The organism is Nocardia sp. SYP-A9097 (genome assembly GCF_009649815.1).
Taxonomy (GTDB): domain Bacteria; phylum Actinomycetota; class Actinomycetes; order Mycobacteriales; family Mycobacteriaceae; genus Nocardia.
Genome location: NZ_WJIC01000016.1, coordinates 97707 through 118465 on the forward strand (window position 1 = coordinate 97707; position 20759 = coordinate 118465).

21 protein-coding genes are annotated in these 20759 nt (G+C 65.9%); 10 read left to right on the forward strand and 11 right to left on the reverse strand.

Annotation, left to right across the window (positions count from 1 at the left end):
• Nucleotides 1-9: 9 nt before the first annotated feature.
• Entirely contained in the window at nt 10-1026 is a 1017-nt protein-coding gene (locus GFY24_RS27530; protein ID WP_153808004.1) for an AraC family transcriptional regulator, read from the reverse strand.
• A 162-nt stretch (nt 1027-1188) separates the two neighbouring features.
• Here GFY24_RS27530 and GFY24_RS27535 point away from each other — a divergent pair, with 162 nt between their 5' ends.
• Entirely contained in the window at nt 1189-1887 is a 699-nt protein-coding gene (locus GFY24_RS27535; RefSeq protein ID WP_194853040.1) for a PadR family transcriptional regulator, read from the forward strand.
• A 56-nt stretch (nt 1888-1943) separates the two neighbouring features.
• Nucleotides 1944-3419 carry a DHA2 family efflux MFS transporter permease subunit gene (locus GFY24_RS27540; RefSeq protein WP_153808005.1) on the forward strand — a complete coding sequence of 492 codons (1476 nt, stop codon included), beginning with the start codon at nt 1944-1946 and terminating at the stop codon, nt 3417-3419.
• Between the two features lie 73 nt (nt 3420-3492).
• On the opposite strand, the gene GFY24_RS27545 is transcribed toward GFY24_RS27540, so the two are convergent.
• The 7 genes from GFY24_RS27545 to GFY24_RS27575 all read right to left on the reverse strand — a co-directional run bounded on the left by GFY24_RS27545 (nt 3493) and on the right by GFY24_RS27575 (nt 11651).
• Nucleotides 3493-4113 carry a Uma2 family endonuclease gene (locus GFY24_RS27545; protein ID WP_153808006.1) on the reverse strand — a complete coding sequence of 207 codons (621 nt, stop codon included), beginning with the start codon at nt 4111-4113 and terminating at the stop codon, nt 3493-3495.
• 102 nt (nt 4114-4215) lie between these two features.
• The gene (locus GFY24_RS27550; RefSeq protein WP_309231410.1) at nt 4216-5778 is read right to left on the reverse strand and encodes a molybdopterin-dependent oxidoreductase; all 1563 of its coding nucleotides are present in this window, start codon (nt 5776-5778) and stop codon (nt 4216-4218) included.
• A 76-nt stretch (nt 5779-5854) separates the two neighbouring features.
• Complete coding sequence (locus GFY24_RS27555) at nt 5855-6265, reverse strand: VOC family protein (RefSeq protein ID WP_153808007.1); 411 nt, start codon at nt 6263-6265, stop codon at nt 5855-5857.
• Nucleotides 6266-6407: 142 nt separating this feature from the next.
• Complete coding sequence (locus tag GFY24_RS27560) at nt 6408-8216, reverse strand: long-chain fatty acid--CoA ligase (RefSeq protein ID WP_153808008.1); 1809 nt, start codon at nt 8214-8216, stop codon at nt 6408-6410.
• Between the two features lie 124 nt (nt 8217-8340).
• Nucleotides 8341-9255 (reverse strand): alpha/beta hydrolase, encoded by a 915-nt coding sequence (locus GFY24_RS27565; protein ID WP_153808009.1) that lies wholly within the window; start codon nt 9253-9255, stop codon nt 8341-8343.
• Between the two features lie 11 nt (nt 9256-9266).
• Complete coding sequence (locus GFY24_RS27570; protein ID WP_309231411.1) at nt 9267-10097, reverse strand: SDR family NAD(P)-dependent oxidoreductase; 831 nt, start codon at nt 10095-10097, stop codon at nt 9267-9269.
• A gap of 36 nt (nt 10098-10133) precedes the next feature.
• Complete coding sequence (locus GFY24_RS27575; RefSeq protein WP_153808010.1) at nt 10134-11651, reverse strand: NAD(P)/FAD-dependent oxidoreductase; 1518 nt, start codon at nt 11649-11651, stop codon at nt 10134-10136.
• Nucleotides 11652-11737: 86 nt separating this feature from the next.
• Between GFY24_RS27575 and GFY24_RS27580 the strand changes: the two genes are divergently transcribed.
• Nucleotides 11738-12361, forward strand: coding sequence for a TetR/AcrR family transcriptional regulator (locus GFY24_RS27580; RefSeq protein WP_309231412.1), 624 nt, complete (start codon nt 11738-11740; stop codon nt 12359-12361).
• Here the strand turns inward: GFY24_RS27580 and GFY24_RS27585 are convergent.
• From GFY24_RS27585 to GFY24_RS27595, 3 genes are all read right to left on the reverse strand, one after another.
• A complete protein-coding gene (locus tag GFY24_RS27585) occupies nt 12327-12542 on the reverse strand; it encodes a hypothetical protein (protein ID WP_153808011.1) in 216 nt (71 codons plus the stop codon). The genes GFY24_RS27580 and GFY24_RS27585 overlap by 35 nt on opposite strands.
• A 104-nt stretch (nt 12543-12646) precedes the next feature.
• Nucleotides 12647-13348 carry a Crp/Fnr family transcriptional regulator gene (locus GFY24_RS27590; protein WP_153808012.1) on the reverse strand — a complete coding sequence of 234 codons (702 nt, stop codon included), beginning with the start codon at nt 13346-13348 and terminating at the stop codon, nt 12647-12649.
• Nucleotides 13349-13428: 80 nt separating this feature from the next.
• Complete coding sequence (locus tag GFY24_RS27595; RefSeq protein ID WP_194853041.1) at nt 13429-14361, reverse strand: glycine betaine ABC transporter substrate-binding protein; 933 nt, start codon at nt 14359-14361, stop codon at nt 13429-13431.
• 336 nt (nt 14362-14697) lie between these two features.
• Between GFY24_RS27595 and GFY24_RS27600 the strand changes: the two genes are divergently transcribed.
• From GFY24_RS27600 to GFY24_RS27630, 7 genes are all read left to right on the forward strand, one after another.
• Nucleotides 14698-15594 carry an ABC transporter substrate-binding protein gene (locus GFY24_RS27600; RefSeq protein WP_153808078.1) on the forward strand — a complete coding sequence of 299 codons (897 nt, stop codon included), beginning with the start codon at nt 14698-14700 and terminating at the stop codon, nt 15592-15594.
• Nucleotides 15595-15609: 15 nt separating this feature from the next.
• Complete coding sequence (locus tag GFY24_RS27605; protein WP_309231413.1) at nt 15610-16761, forward strand: ATP-binding cassette domain-containing protein; 1152 nt, start codon at nt 15610-15612, stop codon at nt 16759-16761.
• Nucleotides 16758-17426: an ABC transporter permease gene (locus GFY24_RS27610; RefSeq protein WP_153808014.1), complete on the forward strand. Its 669-nt coding sequence runs from the start codon at nt 16758-16760 to the stop codon at nt 17424-17426. Before GFY24_RS27605 ends, GFY24_RS27610 begins: the two co-directional genes overlap by 4 nt.
• Nucleotides 17423-18118 (forward strand): ABC transporter permease, encoded by a 696-nt coding sequence (locus GFY24_RS27615; protein WP_153808015.1) that lies wholly within the window; start codon nt 17423-17425, stop codon nt 18116-18118. The genes GFY24_RS27610 and GFY24_RS27615 overlap by 4 nt, the downstream gene beginning before the upstream one ends.
• Before the next feature lie 94 nt (nt 18119-18212).
• Entirely contained in the window at nt 18213-18644 is a 432-nt protein-coding gene (locus GFY24_RS27620; protein ID WP_228566703.1) for a CBS domain-containing protein, read from the forward strand.
• 67 nt (nt 18645-18711) lie between these two features.
• Entirely contained in the window at nt 18712-19386 is a 675-nt protein-coding gene (locus GFY24_RS27625) for a response regulator transcription factor (protein ID WP_309231414.1), read from the forward strand.
• Nucleotides 19383-20726 carry a HAMP domain-containing sensor histidine kinase gene (locus GFY24_RS27630; protein WP_309231415.1) on the forward strand — a complete coding sequence of 448 codons (1344 nt, stop codon included), beginning with the start codon at nt 19383-19385 and terminating at the stop codon, nt 20724-20726. The genes GFY24_RS27625 and GFY24_RS27630 overlap by 4 nt, the downstream gene beginning before the upstream one ends.
• The last annotated feature ends 33 nt before the right edge of the window (nt 20727-20759 follow it).

A 20759-nucleotide genomic window follows, 5' to 3' on the forward strand; every position in this document is an offset into this window, starting at 1 on the left:
GAAAGTTGTTCAGGCGGCGCGCCGGAAGGCGTCGGGGGTTTGGCCCGTCCAGCGTTGGAAGGCGCGTCGCAGGGTGCGGTGGTCGGTGTAGCCGAGGCGGCCCGCGATGGATTGCAGCGACAGTTCGGTTTCACGGAGCAGCCGGGTGGCGTGGTCGTAGCGCACGGCCTCCAACTCTTCGCGCCAGGTGGTGTCGTGTTCGGCCAGCCGCCGTTGCAGGGTGCGCGGGCTCATGGCGAGCCGGTGCGCGACCTCTTCGAGCGAGGTGCCGCGCCCGTGACTGTCGGCCAATGCCTCGCCGATGGCATTGCGGAAGGTGTCGCGCCAGCCGGGCGCGGGCCGGGCACTGTCGATGATCGACCGGGCGTACATGCGCATGACCCGCTGTAGCTCGGGATCGAATGGCTTTGTGGCGGGCTCGGATTCGGGATCCAGGAAGGTGATCCGATTCCCGCTCTGCCCGAAGTGAATATTGCCGGTCCCGAAGACCGCGTCGAGGTGATGGTGCCACGGTGGCGCGTCGTGCGCGAAATCGACTCGCACCGGCCGTAATCCGTCTCCCCGCGCATCCCTGGCCCGGCGCAGTATCAGTCCGAGCGCGTATTCGTTGATGGTCGCGTCGACCGCGGTCCCGGTCCTGAGGTTGTCATGCCCGACGGTGAGCCGGGCCCCGTCCTCGATCACCGAAATCCGCGCGACCGGATCGCAGATGGCACTGAGATATTCTCCGGCATCGGCGAAACCCGCTGCGAGCGTTGGCGCTCCGCTCGCCAGGTAATCCCACACATGCAGCCTCCCCCGATCGGCCGCCGCGATGGCCCGCGCGCCGCCCCCCACCGGATCCGCCGCATGAATCAATTCCCACACCCGCAGCAGCGAAGAGGTGGGAAACCGGATCAAATCATCATCGAGCCCCGGCCCTCGCACCCCCTCGATGAATGCCAGCTCATGCTCGGGAACCCCCGAATCCTCTGCAACCCCCACCAGCAACCGCATCACATGCGAGGCCACAGAATCCCTAACCACCGCGCCAGCCTACCGAGCGGCCGGTTATCCGTCTGCCCCCGAAACCCTGGTGCGCGAGGGTGTTCGGGTTCACGCGACTGCCTCGCCGGGGCCGGACTTGCCTCTGCATGCTCCACATCGTATATTCCACGTGGAATATTTGGGGTGGAACAGGAGGCGGGTATGACGGGGAAGCCAGGGGGTGTGGCGCTGACGCCGTTGGCGATCGCGGTGCTCGCGCTGCTGGAGGAGCGGCCGATGCATCCGTACGAGATGTATCAGCTGTTGATGACTCGGCACGAGGACGAGCTGGTGAAGATCAAACCCGGCTCGCTCTATCACACGGTGGCGCGGCTGGCGGAGCAGGAATTGGTGATGGCGGAGGGGACCGATCGCGCCGGTAATCGGCCGGAACGGACCACCTATCGGATCAATCCGGCGGGGCGGGACAATCTCCGCGACCGGATTACGGAAATCCTCCGCACTCCCGCAAAGGAGTACCCGATCTTTCCGGTGGCTTTGGCCGAGACGCACAATTTGCCGGTGGACGACGTGATCGCTCTCCTGCGCGAACGCGTCACCTGGGTGGACGGCCGAGTCGCCGAATTCGAGGCGCTACAGGACTGGGTCGGCGCCAAGCAGGTGCCTCGGCGTTACTGGATGGTCATCGAGTATCTGCATGCCATGAATGTCACCGAGGCAGGCTGGCTGCGGCGGCTGATCGACGATCTGGAGTCCGGCGCGCTGCCGTGGTCCGATTTCGACACCGAGTCCGGTGAGCGGATACGCACTCCCGACGACGACGATCGGCTCGGCGCCGATTGGGGCGCGGGCCTGAGCAAGGCGGACCTCGCCGCCGTCCGAAAGGGCGCGGTCCCCTGACCAACCGCGAATCACCGTCCACCACACAGACTTTCACTCAGATAGGAACCATATCCATGTCCGCTCAACGCAATCCGTGGCTGGCGCTATACGCGCTGGTCGTCGGGTTCTTCATGATCCTGCTGGACATGACCATCGTCGCGGTGGCCAATCCGGCGATCAAACAGGACCTGAACGCCGATATCAACAAGGTCATCTGGGTGACCTCCGCCTATCTGCTCGCCTACGCGGTACCGCTGCTGGTGACCGGGCGGCTCGGAGATCGCTTCGGCCCCAAGAACATTTATCTGATCGGCCTGGCCGTCTTCACCCTCGCCTCGCTGTGGTGCGCCATGTCGACGAGCATCGAGATGCTGATCGCGGCCCGCGCCGTCCAGGGTCTGGGCGCGGCGCTCATGACGCCGCAGACCATGGCCGTCATCACCCGCACCTTCCCGCCGGACAAGCGCGGCGCGGCCATGGGCCTGTGGGGTGGTGTCGCGGGACTCGCCACCCTCGTCGGCCCGATCCTGGGCGGCGTGCTGGTGGACTGGCAGGGCTGGCAGTGGATCTTCTACGTGAACGTGCCGATCGGCATTATCGCGTTCGCGCTGGCGGTCTGGCTGGTGCCCGCACTGGAGACGCATGAGCACGGATTCGATTTCGTGGGCGTGGCGCTGTCCGCGATCGGTATGTTCCTGCTGGTCTTCGGCATTCAGGAGGGCGGTACCCGCGATTGGGACGCCGTGATCTGGCTGATGATCGCCGGTGGTGTGGTGGTGCTCGCGCTGTTCGTGGTCAATCAGGCACGCAACTCCGGTGAGCCGCTGGTGCCGATGAGCCTGTTCAAGGATCGCAACTTCTCGCTGTCGAGTCTGGCGATCGCGGCCATGGGTGCGGCGATCACCTCGACCTTCGTGCCGTTCTACTTCTTCCTGCAGCAGGTGCACGGTATGTCGCCGACCAAGTCGGCGCTGGTGCTGGCTCCGATGGCGATTCTGACCGGCGTGTTCGCGCCGATCATCGGCAAGATCTCGGATCGGATGGCGCCGCGGATTCTGCCGACCATCGGTTTCGCGGTGTTCGCCGCGACCATCTTCGGGTTCTCCGCGCTGATGAAGCCGGATACCTCGATTCCGCTGTTCCTGGTCATCGGCGGTATCGCCGGTATCGCCAATGCCTGCATCTGGGCGCCGCTGGCCACCACGGCCACGCACAATCTGCCGATCCAGCAGGCCGGTGCGGGCGCGGGCGTGTACAACACCAATCGACAGGTGGGTTCGGTGCTGGGTTCGGCGGCTATCGCGGCGCTGATGTCGTCGCGGCTGGCGGCTCAGCATCTGCCCGGCGGACCCGTGATGGAGGGCGGCGGCGGTTCGGCGCAGATGCGGGCGGAGGTGCTGGACAAGATCAGCACCGCGCTGAGCCAGTCCATGATCCTGCCGGGCTGCATTCTGTTGATCGGTGTGGTGGCGTCCGCGCTGTTCATCGGAAATGACAAGGGTGCGAACAAGGCCGAGACCTCGTTCGAAAAGGCGGACGTGGCGGGATAATCCGCTACCGCACGCGGGCCCTCTTCGCAATCGCGAAGGGGGCCCGTCTCTTTCATTTCAGTAGATCAGCATGTCAATAGATCAGACCGTACAGCCGCGGCCAGTCGATGCGGATCTCGATCGGCATGTCTATCAACGTTTCTCCGCAGGTCGGGGTGAGCCGGCGGTGCGGCCGGTAGTGCCCGAGCACCAGCACATGGGTCTGGATGACGGTGACATGATCGCCGTCCAGATACACCAGCCAGTACCAGGGGATGCCGGCCTGCGCGTACTCCGCCTGTTTGTCGGTGGTGTCGACGCGCTCGGTCACCGATGACACCACCTCGACCGCGATCTTCACCCGCGCGGCCGGCAGGACACCGGAACCCGTTGGCGCACATTTGAACAGCGTGATATCGGGCCGGCGCAGGGTGACCCGCGGCCACTCCCACAGCAGCACTTCCCGCTCGGTGCCGACGTACAGCGCCCCTTCGCCGTAGCGCCCCGTATGCGCGACCGCGGCTGCCTCGATCATGGCTCCGATCCGCCGGGCGGCACTGTGATGCGCGTGCGAGGACGGTTCGGCGCGCACCACATCACCGTTCACCACCTCGACCAGGTGGCGGAATTCGCGGGGTAGCTGTTTCCAGACATCGAGGATGATCGGTTCGGGCTGCAGGTTTTCCGCCCGCGCCCATTCGAGAACTCCACTCATGCGGTTCCGCCTCTCGGTGACTCGGGCGTACCCGATGAGTTACCCGGACCTCACGAAATCAGTTGTCACCTTGCCATCAAAAGTGCAGGACCGGTGCGCGACTCAGCCGACTCGCACGAAGTTCGACGCGTATCCGGTCGCGCCGTCGGGGATCTCGCCCACGCGATCGGAGGTCTGTACGACACCGTCACCGTCGGTGCTGCGCGCCCAGATGGTGTGCGGGCCGGGGGTGGCGTCCCAGTCGAAGGCCCACTGCCGCCAGGTATCCACCGAGGGTTCGGCGGCCAGTCGCGCGGGCTGCCACTCGCCATTGTCTATGCGCACTTCGACGGCGCGAATACCACGATGCTGCGCCCAGGCGACACCGGCCACCGTCACCTTGCCTGCCGCCGGTTTACTGCCCCCGGCGGGGGTGTCGATGCGCGTTCCGGTCTTGATCGGGCCGCGCGCGGACCAGCCGCGCCGGGTCCAATATGCCTGTGCGCGATCGAATCTCGTGATCTCCAGCTCGGTCACCCATTTGGTCGCCGAGACGTAGCCGTACAGTCCCGGCACCACCAGGCGCGCCGGATAGCCGTGTGCGGTGGGTAGCGGTTCACCGTTCATACCGACCGCGAGCATGGCATCGCGGCCATCGGTGAGCACCGCCAGCGGGCTGCCCGCGGTGAAGCCGTCGATACTGCGGGACAACACCATATCGGCGTCGGCATGCGGACCCGCTTCCGCCAGTAGCTCATCGAGCCGGTACCCCAGCCAGCTGGCATTGCCGATGAGGTCACCGCCGACGGGATTGGAGACACAGGTCAGGGTCACCAGCTTCTCGATGGCCTGCCGGGAGCCGAGATCGGCGTAGGTGATCCGGATTTCGCGATCCACCATGCCGTGAATGCGCAGCGACCAATCGTCCTTGCTCACCTGCGGGACGGTCAATGCGGTGTCGATCCGGTAGAAGTCGCGGTTCGGCGTGAGATATGAAGCGAGACCGGGGATTCGGAGATCCGCCGCCGGATCGACGGCGACCTTCGGCTCGGCCGGTGGCGGCAGTTGCACCTCTGCCCGCTCCCCGGATACATCCCGTCTGCGCGCGCCGAGAACGCGTCCCACGATTCCGGCCGCCGCGCCCGCGCCGAGCGCGATGCCGATACCGCGCATGACGAGTCGCCGTTCCAGGGCGGTATCCGAATTCACTTCCGCCGCAGGCTTTTCCGTATCTGTTGCGGATTCTCCTGCCGCATCGAGATCGGTGATGCGGCGAATCAGTGTGCGCAGCACCATGATTCCCGCACAGGCTCCGAGCAGCGAGGGCAGCGCCCAGGTCCATGAGGCATGCGACCGAGTGACCGCCGCGACCGCCGCGGACAGGCCGAGGGCGGCGAAGAGAATGGAACCGATCGGGCGGTGCGCCCGCTCGACCAGTCCCGCGATTCCCGCCGCGATGAGCGCGACCGCACCCATCGAAATGAACAGCACCAGTTTGTCATTGGTGCCGAAGGTCTGAATCACCCACTCGCGCACCCCATCCGGGGTGTGATCGACAATCGACGATCCGATCGCCTGCAGGGGTGTGCTGTCCGGGCTGATCAGCACCGCGACCAACTCGGCGACCCCGAGGGTCACCGCCGCGGCGGCGATGCCGCCGGCTATCCGTAGTTCACGACCGGCCACGAATCCGACCCTACTGCCCGGATCGGCCCGTGCACCTGCGGCGGGAATGACATTCCGGTGACATCGCCCGGGCGGACTACCCCATGCCGAAACTGATCAGCCACGGCACCGAGTATTTGTCGGTGACCATGGCGAAAGACTCGGCGAATTGGGTTTTGCCCAGCGGAATGTCCACTTTTCCGCTCGTGGACAGGGCCTCGAAGACTCGTTCGGCCTCGGCCGCGGAGTCCACGACCAGGTTGACCATCTGTGCCCGGTTCCCGGTCTCGACCGGTTCGGGGGAATCCATTCCGGTCAGGGCGCTCTCCGCGGTGAGCGGCAGCGACGCGTAGGCGATCCAGGTCTTGACGGCGTCGGGCACGCGTTCGCTGCCCTCCATCTCACCGAATCGGGAGAGCATCAGCTCCCCGCCGAAGACGGACTGGTAGAAGTGGAACGACTCTTCGGCATTCCCGTTGAAAACTAGACACGGATTCACAGACGGCATGTCTGCCTCCTCGATCGATTCCCTGTGGATGGGCGATCGGCCATCCACGGATTGAGACGACCGGCCGCCGGGAAATTCATCGGCACACACGACAAAGGACGCTATCGGCGAATTATCCGCCGATAGCGCCCTTCCGAGGGTTTTACGAGTAGATCGCGTCCACGTCCACGGCGTACTGCTTCATGACCACATTGCGCTTGAGCGACAGCTTCGGGGTGAGCTCGCCGCCCTCCTGGGTCCAGTCGACCGGCAGGATACGAATCTTCTTGATGGCCTCCGCATGCGAGACCAGCTTGTTGGTGGCGGCCACGGCCTCATTGATATCGGCGACCAGCGCCGGGTTCTCGATGAGGTGTTCCATGCTGATATCGGCCGGAATGTTGTTGCGCTCCTTCCACTTCGGGAGCGTCTCCTGGTCGAGGGTGATGAGCGCGCCGATGAAGGGCTGTCCGTCGCCGACCACCATGACCTGGCTGATCAGCGGGTGCTGGCGCAGCGAATCCTCGAGCATGGCCGGGGAGACGTTCTTACCGCCCGCGGTGACCAGGATTTCCTTCTTGCGGCCGACGATGGAGATGAAGCCCTGTTCGTCGATGGCGCCGAGGTCACCGGTCTTGAACCAGCCGTCGGCGTCGAACGCGTCGGCGGTGGCTTCCGGGTTCTTCCAGTAACCGGCGAACACCACGGGCCCGCGGATGAGCAGTTCGCCGTCATCGGCGACCTTGGCGCCGTGACCGGGCAGCGGGCGGCCGACCGAGCCGACCTTGATGTGCTCGGGGGTGTTCACGCTGACGGCGGCGGTGGACTCGGTCAGACCGTAGCCCTCGTAGATGATGACGCCCGCGCCGCGGAAGTAGTGGCCCAGGCGCGCGCCGAGCGGGCCGCCACCGGAGACCGCAGACAGGCACTGCCCGCCCATGGCCTCGCGCAGCTTGCTGAACACCAGCTTGTCGAAGACGGTGTGCTTGAGCCTGAGGACCAGCCCGGGTCCGCCGTTCTGCAGCGACTGGCTGTATTCGATGGCGACCTCGGTCGCGTAGTCGAAGATCTTGCCCTTGCCGCCGTCGTGCGCCTTCTGCTTGGCGCCGTTGAAGACCTTCTCGAAGACGCGCGGTACCGAGAGGATGAAGTCCGGCTTGTACCGGCCGAACTGCTCTACGAGGGTGGACCAGTCGGCGGTGTGCGCGACGGTGACACCGGCATCGAACGCGGCGAGCGCGACCGCGCGGGCGAAGACGTGCGCCAGCGGCAGGAACAGCAGCGAGCGGTTGCCCGGTACCAGCGAGTCGCGCATGATGTCGCGGTCGGCGGCCGACTCGGCGTACAGGTTGGAGTGCGAGAGCATGACGCCCTTGGGCCGACCCGTGGTGCCGGAGGTGTAGATCAGGGTCGCCGGGGAGGATGCCTTCACCTGGACCCGACGCTCGTGCACGACACTGTCGTCGAGGCTCGCGCCGCGCGCGACAAGATCGGAGATGGCGCCGGTGCCCTTTTCCTGAGCGTCGACCTGGAGCACCTCGTTCAGATCATCAAGTCCGCCTTCGATTTCGGCGATGGTGGCGCGCTGCTTCTCGTTCTGCACCACGATCAGCTTGGTGGCGGAGTCGGAGAGAATCCAGCGCACCTGCTCGGCCGAGGAGCTGTCGAAGATCGCGACCGTGCAGCCGCCGGCGGCCCAGATGGCGAAGTCCAGTACGACCCACTCGTAGGAGGTGGCGGCCATGATGGCCACCCGGTCTCCGAGTTCGATTCCCGAGGCGACCAGGCCCTTGGCCACGCCCGTCACGGCCTTCGCGAACTCGGCCGCCGTGACGTCGTTCCAGCCGCCCTTACCATCCGGAGTGTTGAAGACGACCAGGTCGGGGGTCTTCTCAGCATGCCGGAACGCACTGTCCGACATATTGGCGTTCTCGGGGATGGTGTAGGTAGCCGGGACTTCGAACTCTCGCATCGCTGCCCTTCCACAGTGGGTTTACTCGCGGGTAATTTACGCCACGCTTACATGTCACACCCGGCAGCCCGTCCGAACAGGTTCCAATCGCCTGTTCGAACGGGCTCCACAATCGGTTCTACCCCTATCCTATGGATCGGGTTTGCGCAGGTCGAAGAGCCTGCCGCAGGAACTCACCGAGTTCGCGGGTGATCGCGGCGGCCGGAGCAACCAGGGCCGCCTGCAATTGGGACACGTGCCAGAGGCCGTCGGTCTCGGTGAACCGGGTTTCGACGCCCGCCGCGCGGAGCTTGGCGACCAATCGCGTGCACTGGTCGTGGAGCAGTTCACCCTTGTCGGCCTGCACATACGTGGGCGGCAGTCCGTGCATAGCGGCGAGCAGCGGCGCGTAACCGACATCGAGACCGTCACCGCCGCCGAGATAGGCGGCCGCGCAGGCCCGCGACCACGGCTTGTTGATGACCAGATCGCGGGTGCGCTCCGGAATCTCATTGGGATCGCCCCACGGCGCGATGAGACCCAGCGCCGCCGGAGCCAAGCCGTGCTTGTCCCGCAACCGGATGGCGAGCGCGAGCGCGAGCCCGCCACCGGCCGAATCACCGGCCACCGCAATGCGTTCGGGCTGATAGCCGAAGGCGATGAGCTCCAGGAACGCCGCCTCGGCATCGTCCAGGGCAGCCGGGAACGAATGCTCGGGAGCCAGGCGGTAGTCGAGAACCTGTACCGGACAACCGGTTTCACGCGCCAGGAATCCGGCGATAGGACGATGGGTGGCGGGTGAGCCGACCGTATAACCGCCACCGTGCAGGTAGAGCACTGTGGCGGTGTCGGTCGCCGGGCCGGCGGTGACCCGCTCGGCCGGACGCCCACCGAGGCGGATCCGCTCGGCGTGCGTACCGCGTGGCGCGCCCTGCGCGGGTGCGCCCAGATCCATCAGCGCGCGCTGCACCGTGAAGGGCAGACGCTTGTTGAGCATGACCCGGAATATCGGATGGAGCACCGCGCGCGCGAAGGGCAACGGCAGATTCAGCTGTGGCATAACCAATTTCCTCAGGGCAGGAAGCGCTTCTGCACGGTCGCGGCAATGCGCTGATAGTACGAACCGGTGCTGCGCACGAACAGGTCCAGGAGTTTGGCCTCCCATCCGATCAGCACTCGGCCGTGACCGCGCGCCACGCCTTCGGTAATGGTCTGGGCGGCCATCTCCGGGGTGTGCATGGCGAGCTTGGAGTCGAAGAGGCTGGCCAGGTTCTGCTGGTTCAAGCCCTCGGAGACGGTGGCATTGCGGGCCACGGCGGTCTGGATGCCACCGGGGTGCACGCAGGTGACCTCGACGGGCTTACCGCTCATGATCATTTCCTGGCGCAGTGCCTCGGTGAAGCCGCGCACCGCGAATTTGGCTGCGTTGTAGGCGCTCTGGCCGGGGACGGCGATGAGGCCGAAGAGGCTGGAGATATTCACGACATGGCCCGCGCCGGATTCGATCAGGTACGGCAGGAAAGCCTTGGTGCCGTTGACGACTCCGTAGAAGTCGACATCCATGATCCGGTCGATGTCCTTGAACGCGGTGTCCAGTACATCGCCGTGGTGCGCGATTCCGGCATTGTTGTAGATCTGGTTGACCTTGCCGAAATACTTCTTGACCTCGTCGGCGTAGCGCAGAACCGCTTCCCGTTCAGCCACATTCAGCCGATCGGATTTGATCTGCACGCCGTACTTCTCGCACAGCCGCACCGTCTCGGCGAGCCCGTCGGTGTCGATATCGGACAGCGCGAGCTTCGCGCCGCGCCGGGCCAGATTCAGCGCCAGCGCGCGGCCGATGCCCGAGCCGGCGCCGGTGATTACGCAGACCTTGTCCCTGAAGTAAGCATCGTTGCTCACGGTTACCACTTTCGATTGGTCGGGCCCTGCCGGGAATTACGCGGCCGACCGGGCGGAAGTTGAAGTCTCGTAGGCGGATACATCGAACTTCTCGAGCAGACTGCGGAACCGGAAGGTGAAGTCCGGCCAGAGCGTGGTGTTGTTGCCATGCTTGTCGAGGTACCAGGAGGCGCAGCCGCCGGTATTCCAGACCGCACCGGTCAGCTTCTGCTGCAATTCGACGTTGTACTCGTCCTGTACATCCTTGCGTACCTCGATGGTGCGCAGGCGGAGGAGGTCGATGGTGGCCACCGCGTCGGCGATGTAATTGATCTGCGATTCGATCATGTACACCATCGAGGTGTGGCCCAGGCCGACATTCGGGCCGAGCATGAAGAACATATTCGGGTAGTTGTTGATGGCCGAACCCTTGTAGCCCTGCTGGCCGATGGCGTCGAAGACCTCGGAGAGGGTGCGGCCGTCACGACCCGAAATGGTGTCGTACGCGGGCGAATCGGTGACATGGAAGCCGGTCGCGACAATGATCGCGTCCACTTCGCGCTCGACACCGTCCTTGGTGACGACGGAGTTGCCGCGAATCTCCTGGATACCTTCGGTGACCAGGTCGACATTGTCGCGGCCCAGCGCCGGGTAGTACTCGTTCGAGATGAGCATGCGCTTGCAGCCGATGCGGAAGTTCGGGGTGACCTTGGCGCGCAGTTCCGGATCCTTGACCTCGATGCGCAGCTTGGCGCGCGCCACGGTCTCCAGGAGCTTCATGGCGGGCGGGAATTTGGCCAGGCCGACCACCTGGGTCTCACGCGCGGCGTAGATGGCGGCGCGGGAGAGCGCCTGCAGGCCCGGAATGTGTTTGAAGGCAAGTTTTTCCGGCAGCAGGTAGGGCCGGTCCGCGCGCGGCAGCAGCCACGGGGCGGTGCGCTGGTACACGTCCAGGTGCGCGACCTGCTTGGCGATGCTCGGCACGATCTGAATGGCGGAGGCCCCGGTGCCGATGACGGCGACGCGCTTACCGGTCAGATCGGAGTCGTGGTTCCAGCGCGCGGAGTGGAAGATCTCGCCCCGGAAGTTGTTGATGCCCTTGATATCCGGCAGGTTCGGCTCACATAGCGCGCCGACGGCGGAGACCAGGATATCGGCAGTGAACTCGCCCTGGCTGGTCTGGATCTCCCAGCGGGCGGTCTCGCCGTTCCACTGCGCGCCGGTCATATCGCAGTCGAAGATGTGCTTGTCGCGCACGTCGTATTCGGCGGCGACGGATTGGATGTAGCGCTGGATCTCCGGCTGTTTGGAGAACGAGCGCGACCAGTCCGGGTTCAGCGCGAAGGAGTACGAGTACAGCTGCGAGGGCACATCGCAGGCCGCGCCGGGATAGGTGTTGTCGCGCCAGGTGCCGCCGACATCATTGCCGCGCTCGAGCACGAGATAATCCTGGCGGCCCTGCTGGCTCAGCCGGATCGCCAGCCCGAGGCCGGAGAATCCGCTGCCGACGATGATGATGCGGGAGTGCCGGGCTGGCCGGGCGTCGACAGCTTTGTCTGTAACCTTGCGACTCATATACCCGAGCGTAGGGTCTTATTGAGTACGAGTCAATAGTATTGACTCACGTTCAGTAGGATTGTGCCGTGACCGAAGGAGCCAGCGTGAGCAAGCCGGACGCCGGAGCCAAGCGCACCCGGCTCAGCCCCGACGAACGCCGTCAGCAGCTGATCACCTTAGGCGCCCGCATGCTGCGCGAACGTCCACTGGAGGACGTTTCGGTCAGCGATATCGCCGAGCAGGCGGGCATCTCGCACGGCCTGCTCTTCCACTACTTCCCCACCCTGCAGGACTTCCATCTCGCGATCATCGCGTACGCCAATGCCGAACTATTGGCCCGCACCACCCCCAATCCCGCACTGCCACTACCGGATATGCTGCGCGACTCCATCCAGCGCTACGTCGATTACGTGGACGAGAACCGCACCTCCTATATGGCGCTGCTGCGCGGCCCCGTCAGCGCCAGCCCCGAACTCGTCGCCATGGTGAACGCCCACCGCCTCGCCCAGGTGCAGCGCATTCTCGCCGAATCCCCCATCCCAGTGACGGATTCGGGTATGCCCCGGCTCACCCTCGCCGTGCGGGGCTGGATCGCCTTCGTGGAGGAGACCACCCTCACCTGGCTGCGCGAAGCCCCCATCCCCCGCGAAGCCCTTATCGACCTGCTCGTCGACTCCCTGCCCGCCCTCGCGCTCAACTCCACCCTCGCCGACGCCCTGCGCGACTGACCGCGAAGTCGAGCACCGGCGCGAGGGCCGGCTCTTCGATTGCGCGGCAGGTGATTTCGGGCCGGTACCCGGTAACCGCCGCGGTCATGAGCGCGGCGGCGAGCGGACTGTGCACGCGGGTCAGGGTCAGGTAGAGCTGCTCGGCCGCGGTCCATCCGTATTCCTGCTCGGATGTCGACATCGGTGTCCTCCCGTGAGTCCATGAATCGAGACCACGAGCGTGCCACCGGCGCGACGGTGCCCGCGCCTGAAAAATCCGGCCCCGGCGAAGATTTCAGCGAATTCTCAAACCAGGCCGGAATACTTTCGCAAACCTTCCAGATCACGCACCACGATGTGTCTATTGCGCAGGCAGACCAGGTCCGCCTCCTGTAATTTCTTCATGGCCAGCCCGACCGCGTCCTCTCCCGCGCCGATCAGATTCCCGAGCTCCTCGTAGGACAGCCGCACGGTGATCTCCAGCCCGTATTCGACCGGGCGGCCATAGGATTCGCCGAACTCCATCAGCAGCCGGGCCAGGCAGCGCCGCACCGGGCCGCCACCGAAATCCAGCCGCCGCTGATCGGACCAGGCGAGCCGATCGGCGATGGTGCGGCACAGGGTCTGCCAGCCGTCCGGATGCTCGTTGAGAAACGTCAGGAACATATTCCCGGGAATGCAGTGCGCGATCGTGGCCGTGCACACGGTCGCGGTGGCCGAACGCACCGAATTGGGTGTCAGCGCACCCAATTCGCCGATCACATCCCCGCTCACCCGAATCGCGAACAGGGTGCCCGCGGCCGCGGTGATCTTCACGCACGCCGAAACCCGGGTATCGCGCGAACGCAGCACGAATACGGTATTTCCCGGATCCCCCTGCCGCATCAGCAGCGTCCCCGGTTTGCATTCCCGCTCATGCCCGAGCCCGAGCAACTCCCGCCGCGACCGCGGGCTCAACCGCGCCAGCAGCGTGTTCTCCGGCCACGGCCAAGTATCCAAATCGACCATCGAATCCAAACCCGCCTAATTGGAATCGTCCCCGAATCCTCCACGGTAAGCGGGCTTTCCGAAGATGCAAAGCATCGGCTTCAGAGCGAGTGGACGTCGAGCCAGGTGCGGGCCAGGTCGGCGGGGTCGGCGTGGTTGTCGCGGAGCCGGCGGAGCATATCGGCGAGATCGGTGGTGCTGAGTTCACCCGCCACGTAATTGAGTTTGCGGAGTTGCTGATCGGTGAGGGCGGCTTTGCGGATGACGGGGACGACCATGGCGGAGCGGAAGGCGTAGGAGGGGTCCGAGAGGGCGATCAGGCCGGCTCCACCGTCGGGGAGGTAGGACGGCGGACCGGACAGCACCGCGAGTTGGATTGCTCCGGTGGACAAGGCTTTTCGGGCCGCCTCCGCCGTCGGAAAGGCGGTCGCGAAGGTGATGGCGCAGCCGTAGACGGTTTGGAAGGGGAGGATCACATCGCGCAGCGGGTTCAAGGGGGCGCGCATGGGGTCGAGGGCAGGGCCGGTCGCAACGCCGATCGCGAGATCGGGGCAGCGGGGGGCCAGATCCTTCAGGGAGGACGGGAATTCGGTGCTGCGGGTGGCGGCGGCCACGACCGTGGGGCGCAGATCGGTGCCGTCCGCCGGATCGCCGACGATCAAGCCCTCGGGCAGCGCGCTGTTGAGGGCCTTGACGACATCATCGGGTTTGCTTGCCGCCGAAGTGGAGTCGAGGGCGGTGAGCAGATCGCCGGTGACTTCGCCGAACGCGAGCACCGTGCCGGCATCCAGGGCGGCGAGTTGGCCTTCGCGCGTACCCAATCCGCGATGCACCACGATGTGCGCGCCGGAGCGGGCCAGCGCGCCCGCGTAGATTTCCGCGAGCAGACCCGACTGCGCCGAATCACCCGCGCCGATGGTCAGGGTCGGGGCGGAGTCGCTACCGCACGCGACCACGCACAGTGCGAGCGTCACCGCGAGAGCGGCGGACAGCGAGGCTCGCCGGGGGGCGCGGGAATATGGGCTGCCGAACATTCGCAACAGTCTGCCGCGCGAACGCCCCATAATCGGGATCGGGTGGCCCAGAGCGTGTCTCACCAGCGAATCGCACGACCGGCTGGTACGCACCGCGCGTATTCGCATCGCGGCGCACCCGCAAAACCAACCCGATGTAGGCAACGTTCTCGGGGCAAACCGGGCAGTATGGACAATCAAGTCGGTTGTCCCGAAGCCACCACGCGCCGGGAAACCCGCATGCCCCCGCTCGGAAGGACGACAGTGCATTCGCTCATCACCACGCGCGCCGACGGCAGGCGCACCGCCCGCACCGTACTACGCATCCTCGCCGCCGCGGTGGCGCTGGCAGCGGCCATGGCCGCCTCCGCCTGCGGCAGCGACTCCTCCAATCCACTAGGCGGTAAGAGCGACTGCGGTGGCGGCACCGACAGCCTCACCGTCGGCTCGGCCAACTTCCCGGAATCCGAGACCGTCGCCGACGTGTACGCGGAAGCACTGCGCGCCAATGGATTCCAGATCACCACCAAGCTGAATATCGGCAGCCGCGAGGCATACGTGCCCGCGCTGCGACAGTGCGCCATCAGCCTGATTCCGGACTACACCGGCAACCTGCTGCAGTATCTGGACAAATCGGCCACCGCCAGCTCGCCCGCCGAAGTGAATGCCGCGCTCACCAAGACGCTCGGCGATCAGCTCGGTATCGGTACCCCCGCTCCCGGTGAGGATTCCGACGCCGTCGTGGTCACCAAGGCCACCGCCGACAAATGGAATCTGAAGACCATCGCCGATCTGGCCGCGCATTCGTCCGAGGTCAGCTTTGCCGCACCGGCCGAATTCGCCGAGCGCCCAGGCGGTCTGCCCGGCCTGAAGAAGGTCTACAACCTCGATATCGCGGCCGCCAAGTTCGTGCCCATCGCCGACGGTGGCGGCCCGGCCACCGTGCGCGCGCTCACCGACGGCCAGGTGACCGCCGCCGATATCTTCACCACCTCACCCGCCATCGCCGCCGATAACCTGGTGGCCCTGGCCGATCCACTGCACAACTTCGCCGCACAAAATGTGGTGCCGCTGTTCAATACCGCCAAGAAGAGCGACAAGCTGGTCGCCGTCCTCAATGCCGTGTCGGCGAAACTCACGACCGCCGAACTGATCTCGCTCAATACCGCCGTCTCCGGCAGCGCCAAGACCGAACCGGCCGCCGCCGCCAAGGCGTGGGTGCAGGCGCAGGGACTCGACAAGCCGATCGGCTAGGAGGGGGGAAACACGGTGTCCGACATCGAATTCAGCGGAGTCAGCAAGACCTATCCGGGCGGCACGGTCGCCGTCCATGATTTCAACCTGCGTATCGAATCCGGATCGTTCACCGTGTTCGTCGGGCCGTCCGGCGGCGGCAAGACCACCGCCATGCGCATGATCAACCGGATGATCACCCCCACCACCGGCACCATAACCATCGCCGGACAGGATATTTCGAAGCTGAACCCGGTGCAGCTGCGGCTCGGCATCGGGTATGTCATCCAGAATGCCGGACTGCTGCCGCACCGCACCGTGCTGGACAATGTGGCCACCGTCCCGGTGCTGCGCGGGGAGTCCCGCCGCGCGGCCCGACTGGCCGCCTTCGAGGTCTTGGACCGGGTCGGCCTGGATCGCGCACTGGCGCAGCGGTATCCGGCGCAACTCTCGGGCGGCCAGCAGCAGCGGGTCGGCGTGGCCCGCGCCCTGGCCGCCGATCCGCCCGTCCTGCTCATGGACGAACCGTTCAGCGCCGTCGACCCGGTGGTGCGCACCGAACTGCAGGCCGAGATGCGGCGACTACAGGCCGAACTACACAAGACCATCGTCTTCGTCACGCACGATATCGACGAGGCCATCAAACTCGGTGACCGTGTCGCGGTCTTCGGCGCGGGCGGCAAACTGCAGCAGTACGACGAACCGCGGCACGTACTCTCCCAGCCCGCAACGGATTTCGTGGCCGGCTTCGTCGGCCGCGATCGCGGTTACCGGGAACTGTCCTTCCGCAGCGCCGCCGAGGTGCCACTGCACGAACTCGCCACCATCACCCCCGAGGAGGTCACCGGGGTGCGCCTGGGCAAGGGCGAATGGCGACTCGTCATAGACCCCGACCGGCGACCGCTCGGCTGGATCGACACCACCGGTGTGGAGGGCGTGCGCGCCGGACAACCGCTCGCGAACAATATGGCGGCGGGCGGATCGCTGTACCCGCCGGACGGCGATCTGCGCCAGGCCCTGGACGCCGCCATCTCATCGCCCTCGGAAATCGGTGTGGCGGTGCAGGATTCGGGTGCGGTGCGCGGTGCGATCCTGGCCGCGGATGTGCTGGAACAGCTCTCCCGCCAGCGGGCCGCCGAGGACGCCGAACGCAATCGCGCCTTCTTCATCGAGGAGAAGGCCAATTGAGGTATCTCCTGGACAATTTCACGGAGATCGCCGGATACGCCCGCACCCACCTGTACCTGGCACTGCTACCGCTGCTCATCGGCCTGGTCATCGCCATACCCGCCGGGGCCATCGCACACCGGGCGCGCTGGCTGCGCCGGATCACCACCACGGCCGCGGGTATCGCCTACACGATTCCCTCGCTGGCCCTGTTCGTCATTATTCCGCCGCTGCTCGGCATCGCCGTCATCGATCCGCTGAATGTGGTTATCACACTGACCATCTACTCGGTGGCACTGCTGGTGACCGCCGTGCCCGCCGCCCTGGATTCGGTGCCCGCCGAGATTCTCGACGCCGCCGACGCCATCGGCTACACCCGGCTGCGGCGCACCCTCACCGTCGACTTCCCGCTCGCCCTACCGGTTTTCGTCGCCAACCTGCGCGTGGTGGCCGTCACCAATATCTCCACGGTGACCGTCGGCGCGCTGATCGGCGTGGGCGGGCTCGGCAAACTCTTCACCCAGGGCTATCAGCGCGACTATCCGGACGAGATCGTGGCGGGCATCATCGTGGTACTGGTGCTCGCGCTCGTCATGGACCGCCTGCTGTACGTACTCGGGCGACTCGCCACCCCGTGGCTGCGGACCGGTGGCACCCGCCGCCGGGCGAAAGGTGTTGCGGCATGAACCTTTTCCTCGATGCCTGGCACTATCTCACCGACGGCGCGAACTGGGGCGGGCCGACCGGTATCGAAACCCGTATCGCCCAACACCTTTGGTACAGCCTGCTCGCCATCGGGCTCTCCGCCGCGATCGCGCTGCCCATCGGACTGCTGGTCGGGCACACCCATCGCGGTGCGGCGGCGATAGTCGGGTTCGCCAACGCCATGCGCGCCCTGCCGACCCTGGGCGTGCTCACCTTCGTGGTGCTGCTCATGGGGCTGGGCCTGTTCCCGCCGATTCTCGCGCTCGTCACGGTCGGGATTCCGCCGCTGCTGGCGGGCGCGTACGCCGGTATCGCGAATGTCGATGCGAGCGTCGTGGACGCCTCGCGCGCCATGGGGATGAAGGAACGCCAGGTGCTGTTCCGGGTCGAACTGCCCAATGCGCTGCCGGTGCTGCTCACCGGGCTGCGCGCGGCGACCCTGCAGGTGGTGGCGACCGCCACCATTGCCGCCTATGTGAATCTGGGCGGGCTGGGCCGGTACATCTTCGACGGCATCGGCCTCTACAAATACGATCGCGTGCTGGTCGGAGCGATTCTGGTGGCCGCGCTCGCCCTCGCCCTGGACACCGTCCTGGCCTTCGCGGTGTGGCTGTCGGCGCCCGGCGCGGGCCGGCTGCGCCGCACTCCCGTGACCGTCGCGCAGACCGTGTAACCGATCGGCTGACCGATCGCGCATTGACCTTCACTGTGATCTGGGACACGATGTCAGGTGGCCCGAAGCACCATCCACTAATCAGGAGGTCTGCATGAAAGCCATGAAAGCCCGCGACATCATGCACCGCACGGCGGAGTGCATTCCAGCGGACGAAACCCTCGATCGCGCCGCGCAAATGATGCGCAATATGGATGTCGGCGCACTCCCGATCTGTAATAACGACCGCTTGATCGGCATGCTCACGGACCGTGACATCGTCGTCCGCTGTATTGCCGAAGGCCGCGACCCCTCCCGCGTTCGCTGCGGCGACCTCGCCCAGGGCACACCGCGCTGGGTCGACGCCGACACCGATCTCGCGGCGGTGCTGGACATGATGGAGCGGAACCAGATCAAGCGGCTGCCCGTCATCGATATCAAGGGCGGCAAACGCCTCATCGGCATGATCTGCGAATCCGATCTGGCCAAGAACGTCAGCGATAAGCAACTCGCCGAATTCGTCGCCGCGGTCTCCGTGCCGCACTAGCGCTCGTTTCGATTCCGCGGCACCCGATCGTCAGCCGATTCTCAGGGATCGGCCGCAGAATGACCGGGTGCAAGCGGGACGAATACTCGTGGTCGAGGATGCCGAAGCCATCCGCGCCGCCGTCGCGGCGGGATTGAGCGCTGCCGGGCACAAGGTGCTCGGGCGGGCGGATGGGGCACGGCTGGAACAGGATCTGGCGCAATTCCGGCCCGATGTGGTCGTACTGGATGTGATGCTGCCAGGGCGGGACGGATTCGCGCTGCTGGAGGCGGTGCGGGCGCGATCGGCGTCCGGGGTGCTGATGCTGACCGCACGGGACGGGGTCGAGGACCGGGTGCGCGGATTACGCGCGGGGTCGGACGACTATGTGGTGAAACCATTCGATCTCGCCGAGGTGGTGGCGCGGGTGGACGCGCTACTGCGGCGCATGGGACGGGCACGGACGCGAATCACCGTGGCGGACCTGGTGATCGATGTGGAGTCCGGGAGTGTGCGGCGCGGGGACGCCGAGGTGGCGCTCACCGCCACCGAATTCAAACTGCTCAGCTATCTGGCCGGGAATCGGGATCGGGTGGTCACCAAAACCCAAATCCTCACCGCCGTCTGGGGTTACGACAATTACGACCCGAATCTCGTCGAGGTGAATGTGAGCGCGGTGCGGCGCAAACTCGAGGAGCACGGGGAACGGCTGCTGCACACCGTGCGCGGGCTCGGCTACACCCTGCGGGTGGGCGATCGGTGAAGACCGTATCGCTGCGCAGACGGGTCACCCTCACCACCACAATCGTCTCCGGAGTGGTGCTGATCGTGGTCGCGTTCACGGTGCACGTGCTGTTCGCAGTGGTGGTGAATCGCAGTGAGAACGCGATGCTCACCGATCGTGTACAACTCGCGAAAACACTTACCCAGGAAGGGGTTTCACCCGACGAATTGATCGCACGGGTGGACACCAAATCGGTGCGGGCGCGGCTGGTGCTACCCGACGGGCGCAGTTTCGGCAGTCTCACCCGCAAGAACGCCGACGACAGTACGGTGAAGTCTCGTAGTGCGCGGCTCACCGGCGGCGGTCAGTTGAACGACGCCCGCCTCACCCTGCAGATCGATGCCCCGCTGCTGTCCCGCGTGCAGGAACGCCTCGGCTTCCTGCTCAGCATCGCCACCGCCGGTGCCATCGCGGTCATTGCCGCCGGACTCTGGTTCGGTGTCCCACGCGCGCTCGCACCCCTGGACGCCATGACCCGGCTGGCCCGCGATATCGCCCGTGGCCAGCTCGGCCGCCGACTGAACCCGTCGCGCACCGATACCGAATTGGGGCGCACCGCAGCCGCATTCGACGAAATGCTGGACACCCTCGAGGGCGCGCTGCACGACACGACCGCCGCCGAGGCTCGCGCTCGCGCCTCCGAACAACGCATTCGGACCTTCGTCGGCGATGCCGCCCACGAACTCCGCACCCCCGTAGCGGGTATTCGCGCCCTCGCCGAGGCCGTCATCCAGCAGCCAGCCGATGCCGATCCGGAGGATCGTCAGCGCATGCATCTGCTCCTGGTCCGCGAGGCGCACCGGGCGGGCCGGCTCATCGACGACCTGCTCGATCTGGCCCGCATCGACGCCGGGCTGCAACTGCGCCCCACACCCGTGGAACTGCGCGACCTCGCCACCGCCCAACTCGACCGCATGCGAATGCTCCACCCCCACATGGACTTCCACCTCACCGGCGGCTCCGTGACCGTTACGGCCGACCCCGAGCGTATTACGCAGATCCTGGCCAATCTGCTGAACAATGCCTGCCAGGCAAGTCTGAACACCGGGACCGTCACGGTCGATATCCGGGATCTCGGCGGCACCGTCGAACTGTCGGTCGCCGATACCGGCCCCGGTATCGCCCCCGAGGATCGCGAACGCGTCTTCGATCGTCTCGTCCGGCTCGATGCCGCCCGTGACCACCGAGCCGATGGTTCCGGACTGGGTCTGCCCATTGCGCGCGGCCTCGCCCGTGCCCACGGCGGCGACCTGACCTGCGTTGCACCACCACCCGATCAACCGGGCGCACGCTTCGTTCTCAGCCTGCCGCACAGCTGAAGATCGGCTGAAGAAGGTCGCCGGATTCAGGGG